Source organism: Companilactobacillus zhachilii (assembly GCF_003606365.2).
GTDB classification, from domain to species: Bacteria; Bacillota; Bacilli; order Lactobacillales; family Lactobacillaceae; genus Companilactobacillus; species Companilactobacillus zhachilii.
This window is the reverse complement of record NZ_CP031933.2, coordinates 2,585,984-2,608,469: the sequence shown is the minus strand read 5'-3', so window position 1 is coordinate 2,608,469 and position 22,486 is coordinate 2,585,984. Positions and strand designations below refer to the sequence as shown.

Annotated in this window: 20 protein-coding genes and 2 pseudogenes; 11 read left to right on the top strand and 11 right to left on the bottom strand. The window is 37.2% G+C overall.

What is annotated here, in order from left to right:
• The first annotated feature begins 507 nt into the window (after nucleotides 1-507).
• Nucleotides 508-1,677, top strand: coding sequence for a MalY/PatB family protein (locus D1B17_RS12025; protein ID WP_120141390.1), 1,170 nt, complete (start codon nucleotides 508-510; stop codon nucleotides 1,675-1,677).
• Nucleotides 1,678-1,860: 183 nt separating this feature from the next.
• Here the strand turns inward: D1B17_RS12025 and D1B17_RS12020 are convergent, their stop codons facing one another.
• Nucleotides 1,861-2,799 carry an AEC family transporter gene (locus tag D1B17_RS12020; RefSeq protein ID WP_120141393.1) on the bottom strand — a complete coding sequence of 313 codons (939 nt, stop codon included), beginning with the start codon at nucleotides 2,797-2,799 and terminating at the stop codon, nucleotides 1,861-1,863.
• Between the two features lie 219 nt (nucleotides 2,800-3,018).
• Between D1B17_RS12020 and D1B17_RS12015 the strand changes: the two genes are divergently transcribed.
• Nucleotides 3,019-4,434: an NAD-dependent succinate-semialdehyde dehydrogenase gene (locus D1B17_RS12015; protein WP_120141396.1), complete on the top strand. Its 1,416-nt coding sequence runs from the start codon at nucleotides 3,019-3,021 to the stop codon at nucleotides 4,432-4,434.
• A 284-nt stretch (nucleotides 4,435-4,718) separates the two neighbouring features.
• Here the strand turns inward: D1B17_RS12015 and D1B17_RS12010 are convergent, their stop codons facing one another.
• Together D1B17_RS12010 and D1B17_RS12005 are read right to left on the bottom strand one after the other, a co-directional pair.
• A complete protein-coding gene (locus D1B17_RS12010; protein WP_120141398.1) occupies nucleotides 4,719-5,366 on the bottom strand; it encodes a nitroreductase family protein in 648 nt (215 codons plus the stop codon).
• Between the two features lie 462 nt (nucleotides 5,367-5,828).
• Nucleotides 5,829-7,244: an amino acid permease gene (locus tag D1B17_RS12005; protein WP_120141400.1), complete on the bottom strand. Its 1,416-nt coding sequence runs from the start codon at nucleotides 7,242-7,244 to the stop codon at nucleotides 5,829-5,831.
• Nucleotides 7,245-7,585: 341 nt separating this feature from the next.
• Between D1B17_RS12005 and D1B17_RS12000 the strand changes: the two genes are divergently transcribed.
• Nucleotides 7,586-8,485 carry a helix-turn-helix domain-containing protein gene (locus D1B17_RS12000; protein WP_120141403.1) on the top strand — a complete coding sequence of 300 codons (900 nt, stop codon included), beginning with the start codon at nucleotides 7,586-7,588 and terminating at the stop codon, nucleotides 8,483-8,485.
• A gap of 14 nt (nucleotides 8,486-8,499) precedes the next feature.
• Here the strand turns inward: D1B17_RS12000 and D1B17_RS11995 are convergent, their stop codons facing one another.
• The 5 genes and pseudogenes from D1B17_RS11995 to D1B17_RS11975 form a co-directional block, all read right to left on the bottom strand.
• Nucleotides 8,500-8,652: an LPXTG cell wall anchor domain-containing protein gene (locus D1B17_RS11995; RefSeq protein WP_120141405.1), complete on the bottom strand. Its 153-nt coding sequence runs from the start codon at nucleotides 8,650-8,652 to the stop codon at nucleotides 8,500-8,502.
• Between the two features lie 234 nt (nucleotides 8,653-8,886).
• Nucleotides 8,887-9,003, bottom strand: a pseudogene (locus D1B17_RS13030) (Cna B-type domain-containing protein); the annotation flags it as partial.
• Nucleotides 8,997-9,233: pseudogene (locus D1B17_RS13025) on the bottom strand (Cna B-type domain-containing protein); the annotation flags it as partial. The pseudogenes D1B17_RS13025 and D1B17_RS13030, both read right to left, overlap by 7 nt.
• A complete protein-coding gene (locus tag D1B17_RS13020; RefSeq protein ID WP_420868415.1) occupies nucleotides 9,215-9,724 on the bottom strand; it encodes a Cna B-type domain-containing protein in 510 nt (169 codons plus the stop codon). The gene D1B17_RS13020 and the pseudogene D1B17_RS13025, both read right to left, overlap by 19 nt.
• Nucleotides 9,640-11,370: a Cna B-type domain-containing protein gene (locus D1B17_RS11975; RefSeq protein WP_166806685.1), complete on the bottom strand. Its 1,731-nt coding sequence runs from the start codon at nucleotides 11,368-11,370 to the stop codon at nucleotides 9,640-9,642. The genes D1B17_RS13020 and D1B17_RS11975 overlap by 85 nt, the downstream gene beginning before the upstream one ends.
• 226 nt (nucleotides 11,371-11,596) lie before the next feature.
• Here D1B17_RS11975 and sufC point away from each other — a divergent pair, with 226 nt between their 5' ends.
• The 8 genes from sufC (at nucleotide 11,597) to D1B17_RS11935 (ending at nucleotide 19,583) form a co-directional block, all read left to right on the top strand.
• On the top strand, nucleotides 11,597-12,391 hold the full coding sequence (gene sufC / locus D1B17_RS11970) for a Fe-S cluster assembly ATPase SufC (protein WP_120141411.1): 795 nt from the start codon (nucleotides 11,597-11,599) through the stop codon (nucleotides 12,389-12,391).
• An 11-nt stretch (nucleotides 12,392-12,402) separates the two neighbouring features.
• Nucleotides 12,403-13,590 carry a Fe-S cluster assembly protein SufD gene (gene sufD / locus D1B17_RS11965; RefSeq protein WP_120141413.1) on the top strand — a complete coding sequence of 396 codons (1,188 nt, stop codon included), beginning with the start codon at nucleotides 12,403-12,405 and terminating at the stop codon, nucleotides 13,588-13,590.
• Complete coding sequence (locus D1B17_RS11960; RefSeq protein ID WP_120141416.1) at nucleotides 13,562-14,791, top strand: cysteine desulfurase; 1,230 nt, start codon at nucleotides 13,562-13,564, stop codon at nucleotides 14,789-14,791. Before sufD ends, D1B17_RS11960 begins: the two co-directional genes overlap by 29 nt.
• Nucleotides 14,788-15,234, top strand: coding sequence for a Fe-S cluster assembly sulfur transfer protein SufU (gene sufU, locus D1B17_RS11955; RefSeq protein ID WP_120141418.1), 447 nt, complete (start codon nucleotides 14,788-14,790; stop codon nucleotides 15,232-15,234). The genes D1B17_RS11960 and sufU overlap by 4 nt, the downstream gene beginning before the upstream one ends.
• Nucleotides 15,227-16,618, top strand: coding sequence for a Fe-S cluster assembly protein SufB (sufB, locus tag D1B17_RS11950; protein ID WP_120141421.1), 1,392 nt, complete (start codon nucleotides 15,227-15,229; stop codon nucleotides 16,616-16,618). The genes sufU and sufB overlap by 8 nt, the downstream gene beginning before the upstream one ends.
• Before the next feature lie 33 nt (nucleotides 16,619-16,651).
• Nucleotides 16,652-16,981 (top strand): metal-sulfur cluster assembly factor, encoded by a 330-nt coding sequence (locus tag D1B17_RS11945; RefSeq protein ID WP_120141424.1) that lies wholly within the window; start codon nucleotides 16,652-16,654, stop codon nucleotides 16,979-16,981.
• 98 nt (nucleotides 16,982-17,079) lie between these two features.
• The gene (locus tag D1B17_RS11940) at nucleotides 17,080-18,210 is read left to right on the top strand and encodes an SLAP domain-containing protein (RefSeq protein ID WP_120141426.1); all 1,131 of its coding nucleotides are present in this window, start codon (nucleotides 17,080-17,082) and stop codon (nucleotides 18,208-18,210) included.
• A 350-nt stretch (nucleotides 18,211-18,560) separates the two neighbouring features.
• Nucleotides 18,561-19,583 (top strand): hypothetical protein, encoded by a 1,023-nt coding sequence (locus D1B17_RS11935; RefSeq protein ID WP_120141428.1) that lies wholly within the window; start codon nucleotides 18,561-18,563, stop codon nucleotides 19,581-19,583.
• Between the two features lie 57 nt (nucleotides 19,584-19,640).
• Here the strand turns inward: D1B17_RS11935 and D1B17_RS11930 are convergent, their stop codons facing one another.
• From D1B17_RS11930 to trpX, 3 genes are read right to left on the bottom strand one after another with little or no spacing between them, the layout of a single operon-like run.
• On the bottom strand, nucleotides 19,641-20,390 hold the full coding sequence (locus D1B17_RS11930) for an ABC transporter ATP-binding protein (RefSeq protein ID WP_120141430.1): 750 nt from the start codon (nucleotides 20,388-20,390) through the stop codon (nucleotides 19,641-19,643).
• Nucleotides 20,387-21,277: an ABC transporter permease gene (locus D1B17_RS11925; protein WP_120141432.1), complete on the bottom strand. Its 891-nt coding sequence runs from the start codon at nucleotides 21,275-21,277 to the stop codon at nucleotides 20,387-20,389. The genes D1B17_RS11930 and D1B17_RS11925 overlap by 4 nt, the downstream gene beginning before the upstream one ends.
• Nucleotides 21,274-22,281, bottom strand: a complete 1,008-nt coding sequence (gene trpX / locus D1B17_RS11920) for a tryptophan ABC transporter substrate-binding protein (RefSeq protein WP_120141435.1) — start codon at nucleotides 22,279-22,281, stop codon at nucleotides 21,274-21,276. The genes D1B17_RS11925 and trpX overlap by 4 nt, the downstream gene beginning before the upstream one ends.
• Nucleotides 22,282-22,486: the final 205 nt, after the last annotated feature.

The window sequence follows — 22,486 nt, the reverse complement described above, 5'->3', positions numbered from 1 at the left end:
AACTCGCTGTGCGGACCGGACTGAGCCAAGGTCTCAGTCCTCGGTTTTGAACTTCGCAAGGTACGCGAATTTCAAAACACGCCCGGTGCTGTAAGGCCGAGAAAAGCACTCGATCTAACAGCACTTTCACGGCGAGTTAACCTACCTCAGCTCTTCCGACTTGTTGTATTTTATGAATTTTTTTAATCTGTTGGAAGAAAAATGGTGAATTTTAATGAAATTTGAACCTCAATGATTGAATACCATACAAAATAACAAATACATTAGCTGGAGGGAACGAGAAATTTAGGCAGCAGTGCAGGTGGCGTTATGGCTTTAGCCATTACACCACGGGACGAGTTTTGAAATTCGAGCGGTTTTCTCGAAGTTCAAAATCGAGACGAAAGACCTTGGCTTTCGTCGGTCCCCACAGCAGCCTAAATTTCTCGTTCCCGGAAGTGGCCCTACTGGCAATCCAAGTTAACTTGATGATACTCTGTGAGTGATTAAGTAAAAGGGGGAAAGGTTATGCAATTTAATTTTGATAAAATAAATGACCGTCGTAATTCTAATTCTGAGAAGTGGAATGTTAAAGAACATGAATTGCCAATGTGGGTTGCTGACATGGATATTCAAACAGCACCGGCAATTATTGAGGCCATGCACAAAGACGTTGATCGTGGTATTTTTGGTTATCAATATGTTCCTAAACGTTATTATGAGGCGGTTGCTAGTTGGTATAAGGAAGAACACAATTTTGAACTACAATTGGATTGGCTAATCTTTAGTACGGGAATTATGCCTACGATTGGTTCGATTTTGCGTCATTTAACTGATGTTGGTGACAATGTTTTAATTCAAGAACCTAATTACAATTCATTTTTCAAAGCTATCGAAAATAATGGTCGGCATATTTTGAACAGTGAGCTTATTTATAAACAAGGTAAGTACAGCATTAATTGGAAAGATTTGGAAAATAAAATGCTTGATCCGCAAACAACGGTAATGATTGTCTGCAATCCACATAATCCCAGTGGTCATATTTGGGATAGAGCTACATTAACCAAAATTGGTCAGATGGCTAAGAGACATCATGTTTTGATTATTTCCGATGAAATTCATGGTGATTTAACTATGCCAGGTCATGATTATGTACCTTTTGCTTCATTAGATAGTGATGTGACTGACAACAGTATTTCGTTAGTTTCTCCAAGTAAGACTTTTAATGTGGCTATTTTGCATGCATCAACAATGATTATTCCTAATGAACATCTGCGCGGTCTAGCTGAAAAAGCTATTTCAGTTGATGGTTTGAGTGAACCTGGTATTTTGGCGATTGACGCATCGATTGCAGCATATACCGAGGGCCATGAGTGGCTTCATGAATTAAGAAAATATATCCAAACCAATCGAGAATATTTGGAAAAGTTTGTACAAGATAATATTCCTGAAATTAAAGTTATTCCAGCGGAATCGACTTACTTAGCTTGGCTTGATTGTAGTAAGTTGACTGACAAATCAGATGCTTTCAATCAATTCTTACGTGACGAAACCGGATTGTATTTAGCTGAAGGAACAAAGTATCGTGGCAATGGTAATTGTTTCTTGAGAGTTAATTTGGCAACTCCAAAGAGTAACGTGGTTGATGGGGCTGAACGTTTGAAGACAGGTATTGAAAAATTTGTTAGTAAAAAATAGGATTAATTTCAAGTATTAAAAAGGGGCTGTGACATAACTATTTTTGCCTTAAACATGTAGCATAAACGTGGAACAAAACATAGCTTTTTCCGCTTAAAACAAATAGTGCCAGCAATCCAAAATCGGATTACTGGCACTATTTGCCTTAATGCTCGAAAGCTGAGCATGTTTTGTTCCACTCTCTTACTTAATTAAAACCATAATAATTGGTACAACGATTAAACTCAGCAACGTTGTTTCGGTAACCATGATAGCCGCGTAATCGGAATCAGCATGGTAAAGTTTGGCAACAACGGGTGCGTTCGTCATGACGGGCATAGCGGCCTGAACAATGAAGACTTGTTTCATTAAAGGACTGGCAGGGATGAAGAGAAATAGTCCAGCCATCAATAATGGGGCACAGATAAAACGTCCAAAGAGGATTGCCAAGTTGTCTTTGTGGAAGGAAATATTTTTAAGTCCAGCGTTGTAAATTGAAATACCGATAAAGATCATGGAAAGTGGAATGGTCAAATTACCAAGGTATTCAAAATCGGACATTAAGAATTTAGGGAGTTGAATGTGCAACATGACCAAAATCAAACCGATGATGAAGCCCATTAGTGGTGGTGAAAAGACTTTTTTAAGGGTTGTTTTTAGTTTGAAGTGTCCTTTGATCTCGCCATCCATCTGAATCAAATATGTTCCTAGAGTCCAGAAGAAAGTTGTATTGGCCATGTAATAAACCAACACGTAAGGTAAACTTTTCTCACCAAAAAGCGCCATATTAACGGGTAAGCCAACGAAGACGGTATTGGAGTTAAAGAACATGGAAGAGAATAGCCCCTTGTGTTTGGGGTCAATCTTCAAAACTTTGATTAAAATGATGGAGATAAAAATTAAAATGGTCATTGAAATGACTGGAATTGCTAAATTAGGCAACAATTTAATTAATTTATCAGCTGTAAAGTCCTTGGTAATTGTCGAAATCATATAAGTAGGCAAGGCTACTTGGGTAACAATTTTTGCAATTAAACGAGTTGAGTTTTCAGAAAACCAGCCCAGTGCGCTCAGCCCATAGCCGACTGCAATTAAACCGATGATAATTAGAATCCCTTGGATACTCGAAAAGAAGACACTCATATAAAAAACACCCTTCATCTTACTTTATATGCCCTTATGTTACACTTTTTTGAAAAATTTTGAAAAAGGTTCATAATTTGTCTATTTTTCATAATAGGTACGTACCAATATCAGAAGTGGACGAGTGCAAATCCTTGAAAAATGTAATCGCTGTCTTACAATGGATACGTAAAAGAGTTTTATTAGATTTTTCGCTTAAATATTGAGGAGGAATTGATTATGGCATATAAAACAGTCAATCCATATACAAATGAACTTGTTAAATCGTATCCTGATGCAACTAGTGAGGAAATTGAAACAGCTTTGAGTACTGGGCATGCCCTTTATAAGAAGTGGCGTGATGAACCAGTAGAGAGCCGTGCAGTTATTTTGCATGAAATTGCGGACCGTCTGCGTGAGAATGAAGATAAGTTAGCTAAGATTGCTACGATCGACATGGGAAAACTTTATGCTGAATCAAAAGGTGAAGTTGAACTTTGCGCGATTATTGCCGATTACTATGCTGACAATGGGGCTGATTTATTGAAACCAACACCAATCAGTAGTCGCAATACTGGGGATGCCGAAATTTTGCACCAAGCCACAGGTGTTTTAATGATGGTTGAACCATGGAACTTCCCATATTATCAAATTATGCGTGTCTTTGCGCCTAACTTTATGGTCGGTAATCCAATGATTTTAAAGCATGCATCTAATACTCCTGGTTCTGCAGCTGCCTTTGAAAAAATTGTTCAAGAAGCAGGTGCCCCAGCTGGTAGTTTAACTAATCTATTTGCTAGTTATGATCAAGTAGCCGATATTATTGCTGATCCTCGAGTTCAAGGGGTCGCATTGACAGGTTCCAAGCGTGGCGGTCAATCAGTTGCCGAAACTGCAGGCAAGAATTTGAAGAAGAATTCAATGGAATTAGGTGGCTCTGATGCCTTCGTTGTGTTATCAGATGCTGACGTTGATAAAGCCGTTGATTTAGCATGGCGGGTCCGGATTTATAATGCTGGACAAGTATGTACTTCAGATAAACGTTTTATCGTGGCAGATAATTTGTACGATGAATTTTTGAAGAAACTTAAAGCTAACTTTGAAAAACTAGTTCCTGGTGATCCAATGGACCCTAAGACAACGATTGCCCCAATGAACTCAAAACGTGCTAAGGAAAAGCTACAAGGCCAAATTGATAAGGCTGTTGCTGGTGGTGCCAAAGTTTATTACGGTAATCAACCAATTGATTTGCCAGGTCAATTTATTCAACCAACTATTTTGACCGATATCGATAAAGATAATCCTGAATTTTATGATGAGATGTTTGGACCAGTAGCTCAAGTATTTAAAGTAAGCTCTGACCAAGAAGCAATTGATTTAGCCAATGATTCGGAATTAGGATTAGGTGGAATTGTCGTTTCAGCCGATCCTCAACACGGTAAATCTATAGCTGAAAAGATTGAAACTGGAATGGTTTTCGTTAACTCATTCTTAGTATCATTGCCAGAATTGCCATTTGGTGGTGTTAAAGGTTCAGGTTATGGTCGTGAAATGAGCCAATTAGGACTAAATGCCTTTACCAATGAAAAACTTGTTGTAACAGCTCAAGAACCTGATTGGAAGAATCCAGCTGGTGGGTTGGCAGTTTTTAAGTAGTTGCCGTCTCCAGTCAAAAACGAGAAAAAGCCTGCTGTGAGGACCGACCGAAGCCTTGCGTCTCCGGTCTCGATTTTGAACTTCGCAAAGAACACGAATTTCAAAATACGTCCTGTGCTGTAAGGCCGAGAAAATCACTCGACCTAACACCGCTGCCACTGCGGGCTTTTCTCGTTTTTGACTTCCGACTAATTTATTTGTTATTGATAATAAATAGACACTTGTGAATTGAGATTTTCACAAGTGTCTATTTTTAAGTTTTTTTCAATGATGCATGTTTTTAATTACATAAAGTCTGTTACATCTTTAACGTCATAACGAACTGATTTAGTAAACGTTCCTTCTGGTTTTCCAATAGCAACGGCCGTGATTGGGATATAACGTTTGCTATCTAAGCCAAAGGCATCAACAACTTTATCGAAGAAGTAACCTGACATTGGGTTAGCTTCATAGCCATGAGCTCTAGCAACTAATAATAATTGCATGGCGGCCATACTGCCATCGATTGTGGCATCTTTTTCCAAGAAACTTCTGTCAGCATGTTCATACAATGGCAAGAATGTCTTAAAGACTTTGTCACGTTCTTCAGGTGTGATTTGACCATTCTCACAAGCTTTATTCCAAACATCACGATACTTCAAGTGTGATTGTGTATCACCTAAAATGAAGATAACTGCCGAAGCACTGTCTACTTGTGGGTAATTGAAAGGCATCATGACTGAATGAGCTTTTTCCTTACCTTTGGCATCGTCACAAACTACGAAGTACCATGATTGTAGATTGCATGCTGAAGGGGCTGAGATAGCTTCTTCAAGCATTTCAGAAATCTCTTCACGAGAAATTACTACATCTTTTTGAAATTTACGATACGAGTGACGGTTCAACATAATATCCTTAAAATCGTTATTTATTAGATTCTTTGTCTCATCCATTAAGCTTATCTCCTATCAGAATTATTCATAACGCGTGGTGCTAATTAAATATACCGCCTCCAAGAGCAAACAATTTTGGTCGCTATGGGGACCGATTCGAGCCAAAGGGCGGTCTCGAATCTCGATTTTGAACCTCGCAAAAGCCGCGAGTTTCAAAAGCCGTCCCGTGGTGTAGACATAAAGTTCCAACGCCACCTGCACAGCGACCAAAATCGCTTGCTCTTTCCGACTAGTTCGTTTGAATAGTGAGTAATTTTAAAGCCGTAGTCGAAAATTTAATTAGCATTACGCGTTATTAATATATTAATTATACCGCGAAAGCGTTTGCGTATAAATGTGATTGGGTGGTTTGACTGACCGCCTACTAAAAAATCAAGTTACCGCTCCTTAATTTTTTCCATTTAGACAAAATAAGAGCAGCAATCCAATATCGGATTACTGCTCTTATTTATCTTTTAAATTTTAATCTAATTCTTCATCAACAGAAGATTGAGTTGATTTTGTCGTGATTGGTTCTTTATTACGTTCTTTGAAGAAGTAAATCAACGTCATAACAATCAAGAACACAACGCCGACTAATAATGAAACAGTTGTCTCGGGGTTTAAGAACATAAATACTAAAATAACTAACAGTGATGCGATTGCTAGGTAATTACTGATTGGGAACAATGGCATTTTGAAAGGATGATCCTTCATTCTGTCGTGATTGATTTTTCTAAAACGTAATTCACTGAGCAAGATAACGAACCAAGGAACCATTCCTGGTAAAACACTAGAACTATAAACGATAACGAAGACATTACCTGATGTGTGGAAAAGCAATGGCAATGAGTAGTTCAAAATTAAACCGATTAAGATTCCCACAGAAATTGTTATAACGGGAATATAAGGAACATTGTGTCGTGATAATTTTAAAAATGATTTAGGTAAGTGGTTTTCAAGGCCTAGTGTATAAAGCATACGACTCGAACTGAAAATACCAGAATTACAACCTGACATTGCGGCTGTTAACATAACAAAGTTAATAATTTCTGCCGCAAAAGTAATACCAACTTTAGAAAAAGTTTCAACGAAAGGTGATCCAATTGTACCTAATTTATCCCAAGGGTAGATTGAAACGATCACAAAAATTGCTCCAATATAGAAAATCAAAATACGACCAACGATTGAACGAATGGCACGAACGATATTTTCTTGAGGATTTTCAGCTTCACCAGCAGTGATACCAATAACTTCGATACCTTGATATGAGGCGACAACAATTGATAACGCAAAGACGAATCCTTTTATACCACCAGTGAAGAAGCCACCGTTTGTCCAAAGATTACTGATACCAACAGGATGACCGCCGTTACCGACACCGAAGACGATGACGAAGAAACCTAAGATGATCATCATAATAATTGTGAAAACTTTGATTAAAGCAAACCAGAATTCCAATTCGCCATAAGCTTTAACTGAAGTTAAGTTGGCTAAACAGAGCGTTACAACAACCACGACACCAGCAATCCATTTAGGCATCGTTGGGAACCAAAATTCCAAATAAGTTCCCACAGCAATAACTTCACTAATACCAACTACCAAATATTGAAAAACATTGCTCCAAGCAGTTAAGTATCCGACGACCGGATGCAGATATTCGGTCGCATATTTAGCAAACGAACCAGTTGAAGGATCAACATAAAGCATTTCTCCTAAAGCACGCATTACCATATATAAAATCAACCCGGCTAGAGCGTAAGCCAACAAGACTGAAGGTCCGGTCCACTTGATAGTGGAAGCTGATCCCATGAACAGGCCAACCCCAATGGTCCCGCCCAAAGCAATCATTTGCATTTGTCTTGAAGATAAACTTCGGCTTAAATTTTCCTTAGCCATATATAAACCCACCTTTTGTTCACATATCCTGAACACTTGTATTTTTTACATGGGATATATCATAACGCAGTATTGTGAAATTGTCATATGTTTTTTCACATTATAATGAAAAAGATTTGTTGATTCTTGTTTGATTAATATTCTTGATTATTTTTTTTATTTTGTGATTCAATATAAATTTGTTTATATATATTTACAAATCGTCCTATAAATTAGATAATAACAAGTATTAGTAAAGGGACTTTTGGATCTGAGCGATGGTGCGGAATATGAGGCGTAACTTTACCCTCTATTCCGCATAATTTAACTAAGGGGTTCGAAAATTTAATGAGGATAAAATTATGGATATAAATATTTTTATTGAACGTAGAAAGTCGTTAAAAATGTCACAGGTAAAGCTGTGCAAGGGCATTTGTACACAGTCAACCTTAAGTAAGTTTGAAAACAACGGACACGTACCTTCATTAAATATCTTAAATAAACTTTGTGAGCGCTTAGGATTATCTGTTGATGATCTCTATAAAAATTCGACAGATTCTACTTCTTATATGCGAACAGTTTTGGAACGCATTGAACGTGAATTTATGATGGAAAGTTATCCCGAAGTTGCTCAAAGTTTAAATGAAATTGATGTAAATACGATTAATAATGCAACTTTGAGGATGCAATATTATTATCAAAAGGGATTGTTCACGGCACTTACGAACGGTAAGGCTGAAGAGATGTTTTTCTACTTCTCACAGATCCTAGATGATTTGGACGAACGACATCAGACAATTTATTCGTACATTGCTTATGTAGGTTTGGGAACGTTTTATTTGCGTATCAACCAAATTAAAGAAGCAACCTTCTATTTTGAAAAGGTATTTGATTACATTGATAAAAATGAGAAAGAGTTGTATGCCAAGGATAGCGTCAACGCCTATTTACGTATCTTGACGATTGTTTACTTCACGGCCGACTTTTATATCAAAGTGACTGATTTTGATAAAGGACAAGATTTGGTCAATCGTGGAATTAGATTATGTTCAGAACAACATATGACTTATTATTTACCACGTTTAAAGTTCTTGGCTGCTAAAATTGCTATTGGTCAAGATCGACCTAGAGATGAAGTTGAGAATTTGTTAACTGAAGCTTCGGCATTTGCTAAAATTAATCGCAATGAAGTTGTGGAATTAAGAATCAATGCATTACGTAATGAATATACAGAGAAATTTAAAAAGGATTCCCAAGATTAATGGGAATCCTTTTTTTAGGCTTGTTTACGTTTAATTCCAAATGCAGTGATTAATCCTAGAAGTAATAATCCAACGATTGAATAAATAATGTTGGTGTCCTTAGCTCCAGTTTGAGGTAAGAGTCCATTCTTTGGATTGTTTTGTTGATAAATTGGACTTGGAACCATGGGATTGTCTGGCGTGAAGTTGGTGGTTGTGTTTGAACCATCACCGTTGCCAGGATTGTTTTGATTGCTATCGCCATCACCGTTATTGTTGGTGAATGAGTTGTCGTGGTTATCATTGTTGCCACCAGGAATAGTTGGTTTGTCAGGATTATCTGGTGTCTTTGTTACGTTGTGTGTATTAGTTATCGTTATAACGCCGTTGGAGTCGCTTTGCGTAGTTGTATAACCGGCAACAGTATCCTCTTGAACGGTATATTTTCCATTTTTATCTAAGTCGTTCCATGTGTATGACCAAGCATTGAGTGAACTTAGTGTTACGGGTTGATCAATGATTTTACCATTCTTTAATAGGTGAACAGTAACTTGATTTGGACGTAGGTTATCTTGATTATTGTTGTCATTCCAAGATTTTTAACCGTTAGATTAGTTTTATTATCGGTTGTCGTAGTTGTCGCTGGTGTGTGAGTATTAGTAATTTGAACGTCAGTTGAACTAGTGTTATCGATGTTAGTTGAGTAGTTAGCAACCTTATCCTCAGTAACAGTATATTTAGCGTTTTTATCTAATCCGGTGAAGTTGTGTGCCCAACTATTATTTTATTAAGATCAGCTTTATCAATTTCAATACCATTTTTGAATAAATGCACAGTTACTTGATCAGGACGAAGATTATCCTTGTTATTATCGTCGTGCCAAATTTTTGTGACGTTTAGGTTGGTTGTATCATCTGCTGGGTTATTAGTATCAGCTTGTTTATTCGTGATGGTTACTTTAGTACCATCGGCGTTTGTGGAATATTCTGGATTTGAACTGTATCCGCTTGGAATAGAGCTGGCTACCTCTTCTGCGTGGTAAGTTATTTTATTACCATCACTGTCATATACTGGAAGTTTTGTAGTTTGATCTGGGTTATCCCTTGAATCGGTTGGTTCATTAATTTTGAACGTATCTGTCCAATCGTTAGCACTATTTAGGGTAATTGGTTTACCTACAGGTTCGTCCTTACCATCGTTTTTAGCCTTATCATTTTGGTAGAGCTGAACTTGAATTGCAGGATAATCATTTGATGTGATATCTTTGCCGGTACTATCCGTCCATTTTTTGTCACTGTTAGACTGGTTGCTAAAGTATTGGTAATAACCTTGTCGTTGGGATTGTCGTAGTTATTAGAATCAGAAGTATGAATATAGTTGGCAATAGAATCTTCAGAAATGTACCAGTTAGGATCACTAATACCAGTTGCTGGAAGATTTGTAAATTCGGTACTCCAATTACTTTTTGGGTCATCGCTCAAAGTGGCCGTATTTTTGTAATTTGCAGGACCGTGACCATCACCATTATATAGTCCCACTGTGATTTCATGTGGTCGTTTGTTGGCAGAGTTATTATTATCATTCCATATTTTTGTTACTTTTAATACAGTTTTATCGGGTGTTGGTATATTGGTTATATTGTAATTAGTATAATCTCTGATACCTGTAAATCCTAAAGCCGCTGCTTCTTTAGGATCTTCTTTTACGTCATAACTAATTTCTTTACCATTGTCATCATATTTTGGTAAGTTATTAAATTCGTAGTACCAATCTCCGGTTGTTTTATCCTCTGAGACAATTGCTTTTTTATATGGTTCAGTTGAGGTTCCTTGAAATAAATCAATTGTAACGGTTTTAGGTTTAGTCATAGTATTAGGAATATTCCATAATTTATATCCTCTAATAGAAGTGACAGCCCCACTATTAGTAGCCTGTCCACCTAGTTGGTTCGTTGAAAGGTTAACTGGAACGTTTTCTATTACTTTTGAATTAGAAAGCAAATCACCGGTATTTCCATAATATGAAGATTTAGAGTCATCAGTTGTTTGGGTGTCATAATCGAGCATTATACATTGATTAATGGTACCCAAGTTTATTGTGAATCCTGTAGAACCATCAGTTGAATTTTTAACAGGATGTATGGTAAACGGATCTTTATCTTCAGTCATTTGCCCAGTAGTTTTATCAAAAGTTGCGTGATGAGCAACAATAGTATCAAGTAAAAGTGTTTGATGGGGTCCGATTATGTCTTTATATACAGCATTAGGAATTTCTTTTCCAGCATAGTTAATTCGGACTGTCCAATGAATGATATTATTTTTGTCGAATCCACCATATTTATATAAAACTTCACTACTATCGGGTACTGACGGTTTAACAGTTACTGGACCAGTAGTATCCGGATTTGAAGCTGCAGAACCATTAGTGGTCCAAACTAAATGGATTTCTTTACTTAGGTCCATTTGAGTATTCCATGAAATTTTATCGACCCAAAAGGATCCCTTCAATAAGGCTGAGTCTTTTGATAGATCATCAGCGTTTTGATTAAACTTTACGGTGATAGTCCTATCATTAGGGTTCAAATGGGCGACTCCAATAGAAGTTTTGGTTCCATTGGCATAAATATCTGCGTCGTTTGTTTTACTTGACGTTAGTGCCAATTGTTCTGGAACTTTGACGACCATTGTATCGCCATCATGAATTTCTTGATTAATACCGTTTTTTCGATTTGAAAATTCCCAATAAGCACGCATTGATTGGTTTTGGTTAAATTCAGTCAGTGGTTTGCCATTTAAATCTTGAAGTTGTCCCTTAGTAATTAATGAATCACCCCAATCTTTCGGTGCTGTTGAGGCAGTTCCGGTATCCGTATTATCTGCTTTAATAATGTAACTTGAGCTGGTCATAAGAACAGACAAAATTATGATCAGTAGGCTAAATATGTTATTTCCCTTTTTAAACATATTTAATTCCCCTCCTACCAAATTATTCCTCGATAATTTTAAAAATATTTATACCATTGATTCTACTACTTTTATTAAATTTATTATGAAAATGATATATAAGATTAACAGGAAATAATTTTTTTCTATACTATAATGACTATATCTACGGATAATTTGGAGGAAAATAATGGCTACACTTGAAGTAAAAAATCTGCATGTTGAAATTGAAGACGAAGAAAAGAAAACTAAAAAAGAAATTCTTAAGGGCGTAAATTTATCCATGAAGACAGGTGAAATCCATGCCATCATGGGCCCTAATGGAACGGGAAAATCTACTTTATCGCAAACTATTATGGGTGAGCAGAAATACCACGTTACAGAAGGTGATATTTTGTTAAATGGCGAGAGTATTTTGGATATGCCAGTTGACGAAAGAGCACGCAAAGGTCTTTTTTTAGCAATGCAATATCCAGCCGAAATTCAAGGTGTGACTAATGCAGAATTTTTACGTGCAGCCATTAATGCTCGTCGTCCAGAAAATGACAAAATTTCAGTGATGGCATTTCTGAAGGAACTTGATAAAAATTTAGAATTACTGGATATGAGCCAATCAATGACCGAAAGATATCTCAATGAAGGCTTTTCTGGTGGTGAAAAGAAGCGTAATGAGATCTTGCAACTTTTGATGATTAAACCTAATTTTGCTTTATTGGATGAGATTGATTCAGGATTGGACATTGATGCTCTCAAGGTAGTTTCAAAGGGTGTCAATTCAATGCGGGGCGATAACTTTGGTGCCTTAATTATTACGCATTATCAACGCTTGCTAAACTATATCCAACCTGATGTTGTTCACGTGATGATGGGTGGTCGAATTGTTAAAACTGGCCCAGCTGATTTAGCCATGAAGTTGGAAAATGAAGGATATGCTGGTTTAAGAGACGAACTAGGTCTCGACGTTAAATTGGTTGATGAAGATTAGGAGGTAGCGTTATGACGCCAGAAAAATTAGTTCAAATCGCTACTGAGAATCAAGAGCCAGATTGGTTTATTGAAAAAAGGCGAATGGCTTTGGATGTGATGGATGAACTATCTTTGCCAAAGATTCAGCGCTTTGATTTTCATAATTGGCAAATGACACCGGATGTAAAGGGTAACGTAACTACTCCGGTAACATCTAATGATGATTATGAATTGATGGATATTTTTGATGCAATTAATAAATATCCCGAGCTAATGCAAAAGTATTATATGCAAAAAGTTATCAGTCCAGATGAAAATAAATTAACGGCGTATCATACAGCCTTCATGAATCAGGGGGTTGTTTTGTACGTGCCGAAAAATACTACCGTGCGTGAACCAATCGAAATAAATCTTGTACAAGATGCTGAAAAACCCTTTGTCTCACACGTTTTAATTATTGCCGAAGAAAATACGCACTTTTCATTTATTCAAAAAATGACGACCTCAGGTGACCAAAAGGCGATTGCCAATTGTATTGTCGAAATCGTTGCTAAGAATAATAGTGATATTAAATATGCGGCGGTTGATGAATTAGGCGAAAATGTCACAACTTATTTGAGCCGTCGAGCTTATGTGGGCCAAAATGCTTCAGTTGATTGGTCAATTGGGATGATGAACCTCGGTAACACGGTGGCTGATTTTGACACTGATCTATACGGTGAAGGTTCACACGCGGAAATCAAAGTAGTGGATATTACTGCGGGTCGCCAACAACAAGGCGTTAATACACGGGTGACTAATTATGGAAAGCATTCGATTGGCCACATTAATCAACGTGGTGTGATCATGGATCGGTCTAAGTTGATTTTTAACGGTATTGGTCACATTATTCACGGAGCCTCTGGTGCTAATGCCGAACAACAAAATCGTGTTCTGATGATGTCGAGTAAAGCGCATGGAGATGCTAATCCGATTTTGTTAATTGATGAAAATGATGTTTTAGCTGGACATGCGGCTAGTGTTGGTCAAGTTGATCAAAACCAACTTTATTACTTGATGAGTCGTGGGATTGATAAGAAAACCGCTGAACGGATGGTTATTCGTGGATTTCTGGGGGATGTGTTAGTTTCTATTCCATCAAAAGAAATTCGTGAGCAATTAGTGCAGACAATTGAGAGGAAGTTGGAAAATGGACAAAAAATTTCAGAAAATTCGTAATGATTTTCCAATTCTAAATCAAAAAGTTAATGGCGAGCCATTAGTTTATTTGGATAACGCCGCTACAAGTCAAAAGCCACAAGTAGTAATTGACGAAATGGTTCGTTTTTATCAAAATGACAATGCTAATACGCATCGCAGTGTCCATACGTTAGGTGAACGGGCAACCGAAGAATATGAGGCTGCTCGAGTGAAAGTTCAGAAATTTATCAATGCTGCCAGTAGTCGTGAGATTGTCTTTACTAAGGGTACGACCGATGGTTTAAATTTAGTGGCTTCAACTTATGGAGAAAATAATGTTGTAGCTGGGGATGAAATCGTAGTTTCCTACATGGAACATCACAGTAATTTAATTCCATGGCAACAATTGGCACTGAGGAAACATGCAACTTTAAAATACATTGAACTAACAGCCGATGGCCAATTGGATTTGAATGATGCCAATCAAAAAATCACAAACAAAACGAAGATCGTTGCTCTGACGCAAACAAGTAATGTCTTAGGAGTTACCAATGATATAAAACAGTTAGCTATAATGGCACATGATCATAACGCCGTTATAGTTGCTGATGGTGCTCAAGCAGTACCACATCAACCAGTTGATGTTCAGGCATTGGATGCTGACTTCTATGCTTTTTCAGGTCATAAGATGTTAGGACCGATGGGAATCGGCGTTTTGTATGGTAAAAGTAATCTTCTAAAATCGATGCCACCTTACCAATTTGGCGGTGAGATGATTGATTTTGTAGAGAAGTATCAGAGTAGTTGGGCTGATATTCCTTGGAAATTTGAAGCAGGTACCCAAAATGTTGCGGGAGCTATCGGCTTAGGGAAAGCAATTGATTATTTGAAAGATATTGGTATGCAAAATATTGCTGATTATGAGAACCAACTAGTTGATTATGCATTGCCTAAGTTATTGGCAATTCCGGGATTGACGGTTTACGGGCCACAAGATCCTCAGTATCGTAACGGCGTTATATCTTTTAATTTAACGGGATTGCATCCGCATGACTTAGCGACTGCATTGGATATGGACGGCATAGCAGTCAGAGCGGGCCATCATTGCGCCCAACCGTTGATGAAATATCTTGACGTTGTGGCCACAGCTAGAGCTAGTTTTTATTTGTACAATAATCAAGCTGATATTGATCAATTGATTCGAGCAATCTATGAAACAAAGGAGTTCTTCAGATTATGAGTTTATCAGGTTTGAACAATTTATACCGTGAAGTGATATTAGACCATTCAGAGCATCCACATCACAAGCATGAACTGAAGAATGCTACAAATACCGTTACTTTAAAAAATCCAACTTGCGGTGACGTAATTAATTTGGAAATAAATTTGTCCGCTGACAAGATCACAGATATTGGCTTTACAGGCGAAGGTTGTACGATCAGTCAATCGTCTGCCAGTATGATGACGGACGTGGTCATTGGAAGTACCGTAACCGAGAGTTTGGAATTAGCACAGATTTTTTCAGACATGGTAATGGGACATGAACGGTCAGCTGCGGATTTGGAAAAATTGGGCGATGCAGCCATTTTATCAAGTGTGATGAAGTTTCCAGCTCGAATAAAATGTGCCACTTTATGTTGGTGGGCACTGAGAAAGTCATTAGGAGAAGAAGTTGATGATTGATTTAAATAATTCAGATTATGAATATGGATTTCACGATGATATTGAACCAAAATATTCAACTGGTCGTGGTCTAACGGAAGAAACAGTTCGGAAAATTTCGGCTGAGAAAAAAGAGCCACAATGGATGTTAGACTATCGTTTGAAATCGTATGAACTCTATAAGAAGTTGCCAATGCCTAATTTTGGGCCTGATTTATCAGCTCTCGACTTGGAGAATATGTACTATTATCAAAAAATGACTGATAAAAAATATCGTGATTGGGATGACGTTCCAGACAAAATGAAGGAGACCTTTGACCGTTTAGGGGTTCCTGAAGCTGAACGGAAATATTTAGGTGGATCTTCAGCTCAGTATGAATCGGAAGTGGTCTATCACAATATGCGGACCGAATTTGAGAAAATGGGTATCATTTTTACCGATACTGATACAGCTTTGAAGGAATACCCTGAACTATTTAAGAAATGGTTTGGAAAATTGGTCAAGCCGACTGACAATAAGTTTGCGGCGTTGAACGGAGCTGTTTGGTCTGGCGGGTCATTCATCTATGTACCAAAAGGTGTCCGCTGTGATATTCCGATTCAATCGTATTTTCGCTTAAATTCTGAAAATTCAGGACAATTTGAAAGAACTTTAATCATTGTTGATGAAGGCGCTAAGGTTGATTATGTCGAAGGTTGTACCGCTCCGAATTATTCATCAGATAGTTTGCATGCGGCAGTAGTTGAAGTTAATGTCCAAAAGGATGCATATTGCCGTTATACAACAATTCAAAATTGGTCCGATAATGTTTACAGCTTAGAAACGAAGCGGGCAGCGGCTGAAGAAAATGCCACCATGGAGTGGGTCGACGGAAACCTTGGTTCTAAAGTGACTATGAAGTATCCTAGCGTGTATTTGAATGGTGAAAATGCTCGCGGAACGATGTTATCTATTGCCGTTGCTAGTAATGGAATCCACCAAGATTCTGGTGCACGTATGATACATAACGCTAAAAATACTTCTAGCTCAATTGTCTCAAAGTCGATTGCCCAAACTGGTGGTTCAGTGGATTACCGTGGAACGGTTCGTTTTGGAAAACATTCCGATGGCTCCAAGGCACACGTTGAATGTGACACAATAATCATGGATGATCAGTCTTCATCAGATACAATTCCATATAACGAAATTGATAATGCCAACGTTTCGATGGAACACGAAGCTAGAGTTTCAAAGATTTCGGAAGAACAACTTTATTATTTGATGAGCCGAGGAATTTCTGAAGCAAAAGCTACGGAAATGATTGTAATGGGATTTGTGGAACCATTTACGAAGAAGTTGCCGATGGAATATGCAGTTGAGTTGAATCGATTGATTAGTTATGAGATGGAAGGCTCGATTGGATAGTGCTCATAAATATAATTATTGAGGAATACTATTATGGAAGAAAGCAAAAATAAAAAAGACCAAGTGATGGATGCTTTAAGCAAAGTTATTGATCCAGAGCTTGGTATCGATATTGTCAATTTAGGTCTTATATATGCAGTTGAAATTGAAGATGGTCAAAGTGCGATTATTACAATGACACTGACGACGATGGGATGTCCCCTGAGCGATATGTTGAATGATTCCATAAAAAGTGCGGCTGAATCGGTTGCTGGTATTGAAGAATGCGAGATTCAATTAGTCTGGTATCCCATGTGGAATGTTGGTAAAATGAGCCGTTATGCTCGCGTTGCATTGGGGATTCCGGAAGGCTTTGGCATGTAATTTTCAGCGAATAAAAATCTTTTTAAGATAGTTCTTGAAACATATGTTTGACTCAACTAAGATTTAGTTTGAGTACAAGAGAATACGGAGGGTTTATTTTGAAAAAGAGTACATCATTACTATTAAGTGGAATGTTAGTTTCAGGTATGGTACTTGGAACAATTGTCACACCCGCAACAGTGCACGCATCAGATGATGCTGCCGCCGTTACACAAGCAGATACAGATGTTGTAAATAACGTAACTTATTTTGATAGAAGTGGCGCTACAGTTGGTGCAAATAGTACAAAAGTAACAGGAACTAAGGGTGCTAAAATCACAGCAGTTCCTGACGGATATGCCTTGGCAGATGGTGAAACAGCTGTCTTTGGCAATGACAATGCTAATGTTGGCGTCAAGGTTACACCAATGATTTCTGCAAAAGTTAACTTTGTCGATCAAAAGGGTAATTTAGTTAAATCAGAAACAATCAATGGTGGAGACGGAAATGCTTATACAATGTCAACCTTACCAAATGGTTGCTCATGGCCTGCTGATGCTAACAAGACCATCACTTTAGAGCAAGGTAAGGAATACAACGTTAAAGTAAATAGACAAGTTACAAACACAATTATTTTTAAGACTGCCGATAATAGTGAAGCTGGTAGAACCCAAGTCTTTGGTGAAAAAGCTGGTGACACGGTAACTTTGATTGCTGATCAAATCCCTGCTGGTTATACTGTAGACAGTAATGATTTGACACTTCAAAGTGATGGTAATACTCAATTTATTGCCGTTACAAAGAATGTTGAAGGTATCACACCATTTACTGCAACAGTCAGAGTTGGTTCTTCAGCAACTACTTTGTATACCGTTAACGGAAAAGCAATTACTAATCGTCTTCTAGCACCTGGCTCAGATTGGAAGACTGCTAATAAATTAGTTCTAAATGGCAAAGCTTATTATCAAGTTGCTACTACAGAATGGGTTCCCGCCGATAAAGTAACCGTTGTGTCACAAACTGACAATAATACGGATACTAACTCAACTGTCGAGAAAGCTGATAGAAAGACAGTAACAACTAAGAATGTTGCTTATACACCACTTTATGATGGTAACGGTAAGGAAGTTACTAACCGTGGTTTAGGTGCAAGTTCAGATTGGGCAACTGATCAAATGCAAACAATCAATAATGTTAAATATTATCGTGTTGCAACAAATGAATGGCTAAAAGCATCTGATATTGCCTAAATTTTATAATGAAAATGACCGTGAATTTATTTATAATTCACGGTCATTTTTTTGCCTTTAAAACGAATTAGTAAAGAAAATTTACAATTATCATAATGGCCTTGGCAAGTTTTGAAAAATACGGTTAATTTATTAAATAAAACTAAGAAAATGTAGTTTCCATAATTAAATTCTTATATCTATATAAAAATAAATGCTGAATATATAATTACATAATTGTTGTTAAATTAATAAAAAACTCAACGAATTTTAAATATGTAGTTTATTTATTGCAGAAAAATTTACGATGTAATATATTAGGTTTACCTTATTGAGGAAGTAAGGACAATTTTTTTTCGGAGGGAAAATTAATGAAATTAGGTAAGACTTTAATTATTACAGGATTGTTATTTTCAAGCGTTTTGGGGAGCGTTAATGTAAATAATATTACTGCTATGGCAGCAAATGATACTCAATCTGAATCTACAGAAAATAAAGTTGTAACAGTCAACTTTACTTTAACAAATGGTGACCCTGTTGGAGATACTGAATTTACAGACAGTGCTCAGTCAACTGTTAAAGTAAAAGATAGTGAAAATAAAGTTTCAAAAGATAAAATCAAGATACCATACAATTATAAAATCGTTTCGACTGAAGAATCATATACAATTGATCCAAAAGACGGAAAAAATGTTATTACTGTAAAAGTAGAAAATGTTCCATTACAATCAGTTGAATTGCAATATCTTGACGAAAAAGGCAACGCTCTAGATGCTAAAAAAATAAAAAGCAAAAAACTTCCAGAATCACTGGAGTTAAAAGATCCTAAAAAACAAGTTAAAAAAGAAAATTTAAATGATTTTCCTGAAGGATTTGAATTATCAGGTGAATATTCTGGTGGAAAATTAAACCTTAAGGAAGTTGTAAAGCCAGCAACTCCAGGCACCAATCCAGGCCATTCAGCAAGTCATAAAGGCCACAGTGGATACGCACTACAAAGAGTACGTATTTCATTTATCGACCAAGATGGCGATGAAGTAGGTTACAAGCAATTAAACGGTAAAGACACATTCTCATCAAAAATTGAAGCACCAGCTGGTTACACACTTGTTAACTCAAGCGATGCAACAATTAAGTTCGACAAAAAAGGTAACAAAGATATCAAGATCAAAGTTACTAAAAACAGACCAACTCCAGTAATGGAAAAAGGTATTGTTACAACAAACAGTGGTTTATACTTCCACCTTTACACTATTGATGGTAAAGAAATTACTAACCGTGGTCTAAGTGGTGATTCAAAATGGTTTACAGACCAATATGCAACAATCAACGGTGAAAAGATGTTCCGTGTTGCTACAAACGAATGGGTTAAAGCTACTGACGTTTACAAGTAAGCCTTAATTTGTCCAAACAAAAAGCCAATCCAAAATGGACTGGCTTTTTTGCTATCTCTAGAAGTATTGTAACAAGTCGGCTTCAGTCAACTTGTTCTTTTCTTCTTGATTCAAATCTAAAATAATTTCACCTTTCTTCAAAACAATCAAACGATTGCCATACTTCATAGCATCGGAAAGGTCATGCGTAATCATCATACAAGTTAATTCTTTTTCCAAAATGATCCGATTAGTCAATTCCATTAAGTCTTTGCTTGTTTGAGGATCTAGCGCCGCTGTATGTTCGTCTAACAACAATAATTCAGGGCGTTGGATAATTGCCATCAAAAAGCTTAATGTTTGTCTTTGACCACCTGAGAGCTTATCGGTAAAAGTATTCAAACGGTTATCTAGGGTTGGTAAGTTGGAAATTAATTTTTGAAATTCTGGCATGTGACTCTTTAAATTACGTAATCTTAACCGTCTAGGTAAACCGCGTCTTTTAGCCAATAATAAGTTTTCGGCAACGGTCATTCGTGGAGCTGTACCTGATTTAGGATCCTGATAAACACGGCTGATGTGGCGACTTCTTTTTGCCAAATTTTCACTGGTGATATCTTCACCATTCAAAAGAATTTGTCCAGAAGTTAAGCGATTAGTTCCTGTAATAGCGTCTAACAAGGTTGATTTACCAGCACCATTGGTTCCTAAAACGACTAAGAAATCTTTGGGATTGATGGTTAAATTGATGTTATTTAAAATGTTCAAATTTTCGTCGTCATTGTAAATCGTCTTAACGGCGTCTTTGATTTCTAGTAATGGTTTCATTTAGTTTTAACCCCGTTTCGCATAGTCTTTAGGAATTGGGCACGGATTGTTGGTAGAGCCAAGCAGAGTGCCAAAATGATGGCTGAAATAAGTTTCAAGTCGTTGGTGTTGAAGCCTAGTTGGAGCACAATCATTAAAATTAAACGGTAGACGATACTACCAATAACGACAGTAATTAGTCGAATACTCAAAGGAACATCTGGGTAAATAACTTCACCGATAATAATAGCGGATAGACCGATAACGATGACACCGATACCCATGTTGACGTCCGCAAAACCGTTTTGTTGAGCGATTAAACCACCAGTTAAGGCAACGATTCCGTTTGAGACCATCAACCCGATAAATTTCATCACAGTTGTATTGATACCAAGGGATGCGGCCATCGTTTCGTTATCACCAGTAGCGATGACAGCCTGACCTTTTTCAGTATTTAGGAAGAGGATCAATAGGAAGATAATCAAAGCAATAATGATGATTCCTAAAATAATACCGTTAAAGTTAGTTGGTAATTTATCTAAACCAAATTGATTGAAAATATTAGCTGATTTAGTCAATGACATGTTGGCTTTACCGAGAATACGTAAGTTGATTGAGTATAGAGCGGTCATTGTTAAAATTCCGGCCAACAAGATGGGAACATTGAGTTTAGCGTATAGAAAAGCTGTGGCGAATCCGGCTAAACATCCGAAAATAAAAGCAATGAAAAGTGAATAAATAGTTGAATGACCACTTTGAATTAAACTGACGGCTGTGACAGCCCCCAAGGGAAAACTACCTTCGACGGTCATATCGGGGAAGTCCAAAATCCGGAAGGTAATGAATAATCCGATGGCCATGATTGACCAGATGAAACCTTGACTTATAGTAGAGACGATTAAATTCATTTGATAATTTGTCCTTTCTTTTGAGCTTCCTTAACGAGTGAATCTGGGAATTGAATATTGAGTTTTTGAGCCATTTTTTCATTAAGCATTAGATGACCTTTTTTCATGAAAGTAACAGGTGTTGTAGCAGGGTCTTCTTTGTGTTGCAAAATACGAACAACATGTTTACCAGTTTCTTCACCGAGTTCATATTGACTCAAGCCGACCGTAGCTAATCCGCCATCTTTAACCATGGTTGTAGCAGCAGGGAAAACAGCGATATTTTGCTTAGCGGCGATTGAAGAAAGCAACTTCATACCGGAAGCAACGGTGTTATCTGTTGGTACATAAATAGTTTGAACGCCTTCAGCTAAGGCCGTACCAACTTGTTGAATATCGTTAACTGAATTGATACTAGAAACTTTAACTGTTAAACCTTTTTTCTTAGCTAAAGTTTGCATTTTTTTCATTTGACTAGTAGCCGAAGCATCACTAGATGTGTAAATGATCCCGATTGTTTTCAAATTAGGAATGATTTTTTTCATTAAATCCAATTGTGCTTCAAGTGGAGCTTGATCAGAAACACCAGTGATGTTGCCACCAGGTTTGTTATTGTTACTAATGATTCCAGCTCCCTCTGGGTCGGTGACAGCCCCCATAACGATAGGGATTTTTGAAGTAGCGTTTTTGAGTGATTGCACTGAAGGAGTGGCAATTCCGACTGCTACATCAACGTTATCTTGAACGAATTGTTTACTGATGGTTCTTAAATTACTTTGGTCACCTTGAGCATTTTGGAACTCAATTTTGACATTCTTACCATCGATGTATCCATTTTTCTTCAAAGTATCGTCGATACCCTTATTGATCTGGTCCAAAGCCGGATGTGACATCAATTGAAGTACCCCAACTTTTGGAATCGCGTTTTGTTTTCGTGTATCAGCGCGCCCCGTGTAAAAGTATGCAAAAATTAAAAACATTGCTAGTGCTGCAAGTGTTGCGTAAAGTCTTCCCGTATGTTTCATCGTAATATCCCCCAAATTAAAAAGACAACCCCATACATTGTGGGATTGTCTTGAAAAATAAAATACCCACATGGCTAAATTTTAAGAAAATTTTTCCATGCGGGCTTTGAAATTATCATAGTTTAATAAGCCGACACGGATTCAATCCTATTCAGACTGAATCCATCTCGGACCAATCTGAGTTATCGGCTTTGCCAACGATTAT

Bases quoted from the DNA above. Each gene is read 5' to 3' on its own strand.
- D1B17_RS12025 (WP_120141390.1), top strand. From the start codon at position 508: ATGCAATTTAATTTTGATAAAATAAATGACCGTCGTAATTCTAATTCT.
- D1B17_RS12020 (WP_120141393.1), bottom strand. From the start codon at position 2,799: ATGAGTGTCTTCTTTTCGAGTATCCAAGGGATTCTAATTATCATCGGT.
- D1B17_RS12015 (WP_120141396.1), top strand. From the start codon at position 3,019: ATGGCATATAAAACAGTCAATCCATATACAAATGAACTTGTTAAATCG.
- D1B17_RS12010 (WP_120141398.1), bottom strand. From the start codon at position 5,366: ATGGATGAGACAAAGAATCTAATAAATAACGATTTTAAGGATATTATG.
- D1B17_RS12005 (WP_120141400.1), bottom strand. From the start codon at position 7,244: ATGGCTAAGGAAAATTTAAGCCGAAGTTTATCTTCAAGACAAATGCAA.
- D1B17_RS12000 (WP_120141403.1), top strand. From the start codon at position 7,586: ATGGATATAAATATTTTTATTGAACGTAGAAAGTCGTTAAAAATGTCA.
- D1B17_RS11995 (WP_120141405.1), bottom strand. From the start codon at position 8,652: ATGGTTCCAAGTCCAATTTATCAACAAAACAATCCAAAGAATGGACTC.
- D1B17_RS11975 (WP_166806685.1), bottom strand. From the start codon at position 11,370: ATGACCAGCTCAAGTTACATTATTAAAGCAGATAATACGGATACCGGA.
- sufC (WP_120141411.1), top strand. From the start codon at position 11,597: ATGGCTACACTTGAAGTAAAAAATCTGCATGTTGAAATTGAAGACGAA.
- sufD (WP_120141413.1), top strand. From the start codon at position 12,403: ATGACGCCAGAAAAATTAGTTCAAATCGCTACTGAGAATCAAGAGCCA.
- D1B17_RS11960 (WP_120141416.1), top strand. From the start codon at position 13,562: ATGGACAAAAAATTTCAGAAAATTCGTAATGATTTTCCAATTCTAAAT.
- sufU (WP_120141418.1), top strand. From the start codon at position 14,788: ATGAGTTTATCAGGTTTGAACAATTTATACCGTGAAGTGATATTAGAC.
- sufB (WP_120141421.1), top strand. From the start codon at position 15,227: ATGATTGATTTAAATAATTCAGATTATGAATATGGATTTCACGATGAT.
- D1B17_RS11945 (WP_120141424.1), top strand. From the start codon at position 16,652: ATGGAAGAAAGCAAAAATAAAAAAGACCAAGTGATGGATGCTTTAAGC.
- D1B17_RS11935 (WP_120141428.1), top strand. From the start codon at position 18,561: ATGAAATTAGGTAAGACTTTAATTATTACAGGATTGTTATTTTCAAGC.
- D1B17_RS11930 (WP_120141430.1), bottom strand. From the start codon at position 20,390: ATGAAACCATTACTAGAAATCAAAGACGCCGTTAAGACGATTTACAAT.
- D1B17_RS11925 (WP_120141432.1), bottom strand. From the start codon at position 21,277: ATGAATTTAATCGTCTCTACTATAAGTCAAGGTTTCATCTGGTCAATC.
- trpX (WP_120141435.1), bottom strand. From the start codon at position 22,281: ATGAAACATACGGGAAGACTTTACGCAACACTTGCAGCACTAGCAATG.